This window comes from Streptomyces nanshensis (assembly GCF_001751255.1).
Lineage (GTDB): Bacteria > Actinomycetota > Actinomycetes > Streptomycetales > Streptomycetaceae > Streptomyces > Streptomyces nanshensis_A.
This window is the reverse complement of the sequence record NZ_LJGW01000005.1, coordinates 1,022-3,285: the sequence shown is the minus strand read 5'-3', so window position 1 is coordinate 3,285 and position 2,264 is coordinate 1,022. Positions and strand designations below refer to the sequence as shown.

The 2,264-nt window shown below is 73.7% G+C and carries 2 protein-coding genes; one reads left to right on the top strand and one right to left on the bottom strand.

What is annotated here, in order from left to right:
- A partial coding sequence (locus AN218_RS00035; protein WP_070014359.1) for an IclR family transcriptional regulator occupies positions 1-745 on the top strand: 745 nt, incomplete at its 5' end.
- Positions 746-806: 61 nt separating this feature from the next.
- Here the strand turns inward: AN218_RS00035 and AN218_RS00030 are convergent.
- Positions 807-2,264, bottom strand: a 1,458-nt coding sequence (locus AN218_RS00030) for a DEAD/DEAH box helicase (protein WP_079131665.1), incomplete at its 5' end; no start/stop codon positions are given.

Here is a 2,264-nt window from a genome sequence, read left to right as displayed (position 1 = left end):
GGACGGCGGCGGGGCGGACGGCGGCGGCGCCGCCGGCGGCCCGCTGCGCAAGGCGTTCGCCGTACTGGAGTCGATGGCCAACGCCTCACGGCCGCTGACGCTCTCGGAGCTGTCCCGTCTGCTGAACCTGCCCAAGTCGTCCCTGCACCGCCTGATGCACATCCTGACCGACCTGGGCCTCGTCGTCCGCACGGAGTCGAAGTACTACGTACTCGGGGACTATCTCTACGAGTTGACCGCCGCCGGCGGCTCCGCGAAGGCGCAGAGCCTCAGCCACACCGTCACCCCGTTCCTCATCGAGCTGTTCCAGCTCACCGGGAAGATCGTGAGCGTCGGCATGCTCTCGGGGACGACGGTCCAGCACGTCGGCACGCTCTACGGCCCCGAACACAAGCGCCTGGCAAGGGCGTTGCGCGAACCGCTGCCCGCCTACCGCTCGGCGGCCGGCAGGCTGCTGCTGGCCACCTGCCGCCGCGGCCCGGCCGGTCCGCAGAACGCGGACGGCCGGGCGGAGCGGATGCGCCACGAGTTCGAACGGATCCGGCGCACCGGTCTGTCCTACACCCGCGGCGGCTGCGTACCGGAACTGGTCGAGCTGGCCGCGCCCGTCCGTCTGGGACGGGCCGACCCGGTGGCCGCGATCGTGGTGTGCGACACCGTGAACGGCATCGATCCACGCAGCCACGGGCACACCCTGCTGCGGACGGTCGGCGCCATCGAGGAGAGCCTCACGGGACCGTCCTGACCGCGTACAGCGACCTCTGGGGCGAGGCGCCGACGACCGGCGCCGCGCCCCAAGAGGGCGCTCAGGCCGCCGAGTCGGACGGCGTACGGCGGCGCCGCTGGACGGGTCGGCCGCGCCGTCCGCGCCGGGGGGAGCCGGTGCGCTCACCGGCCGGCGCGGCGATGGTGACGGGAACGCCCGAGGGCTCCTGCGCACCGGTGATGCGGCTCAGTTCGTCCTCGCCGGAGTGGACCCTGGTCACCCGCGCGGTGATGGCGGCATCGGCCATGAGCCGGCTCATGCTGCGGCGCTGGCTGGGCAGAACCAGGGTGACGACCGTGCCGGACTCGCCGGCGCGGGCGGTGCGACCGCCGCGGTGCAGATAGTCCTTGTGGTCGTGGGGAGGGTCGACGTTGACGACGAGGTCGAGATCGTCGACGTGGATCCCCCGTGCCGCGACGTTGGTGGCCACCAGCACGTTCGTGTGGCCGGTCTTGAACTGGGCGAGGGTGCGGTTGCGTTGGGCCTGCGACTTGCCGCCGTGCAGGGCCGAGGCGCGTACGCCGACGGCCAGGAGCTGCTTGGCGAGCCGGTCGGCCGCGTGCTTGGTGTCCAGAAACATGATCACCCGCCCGTCGCGCGCGGCGATCCGGGTCGTGGTCTCGTGCTTGTCCGTCCCCTGCACATGCAGCAGGTGGTGCTCCATGGTCGAGACGGCGCCCGCGGACGGGTCGACGGAGTGGACCACCGGGTCGGTCAGATAGCGGCGGACGAGCAGGTCGACGTTCTGGTCCAGGGTGGCGGAGAACAGCAACCGCTGCCCGCCGGGGCGTACTTGATCGAGCAGGTGCGTCACCTGCGGCATGAAGCCCATGTCGGCCATCTGGTCCGCCTCGTCCAGGACCGTGACGGCGACCTGGTCCAGCCGGCAGTGTCCCCGCTCGACGAGGTCCTTCAGCCGGCCGGGCGTCGCGACGACGACCTCGCTCCCGGACTCCAGCGAGCGCGCCTGGCGGCCGATCGGCATGCCGCCGACCACGGCGGTCAGGCGCAGCCGCAGCGACCGGGCGTAGGGGGTGAGCGCGGCGGTGGCCTGCTGGGCCAGTTCCCGGGTGGGGACGAGGACGAGGGCCAGCGGCGTCCGCGGCTGCGCGCGCTGCCCCGCCGTACGGGCCAGCAGCGCCAGGCCGAAGGCGAGGGTCTTGCCGGAGCCCGTACGTCCGCGTCCCAGGACGTCCCGGCCCGCCAGCGCGTTGGGCAGCGTCGCCGCCTGGATCGGGAAGGGCGCGCTCATGCCCTGCGCACGGAGCGTGGACTGGAGGGCGTCGGGCATGTCGAGCCCGGCGAACGTCTCGACGGCGGGCAGCGGCGCCGTCCGTGTGACGGGCAGGGCGAACTCCTTCGGGGGCCCGGCACGGTGCGTCCGGCCGCCCGAGCGACCGCCCGACGACGGACGGTGGGGCGCACGGCGGCCGGCGGACGCCTTGGGACGGCCGCCGCCGCTGTACCGGCGGGACCCGGAGGGGGCTCCCGTACCGGG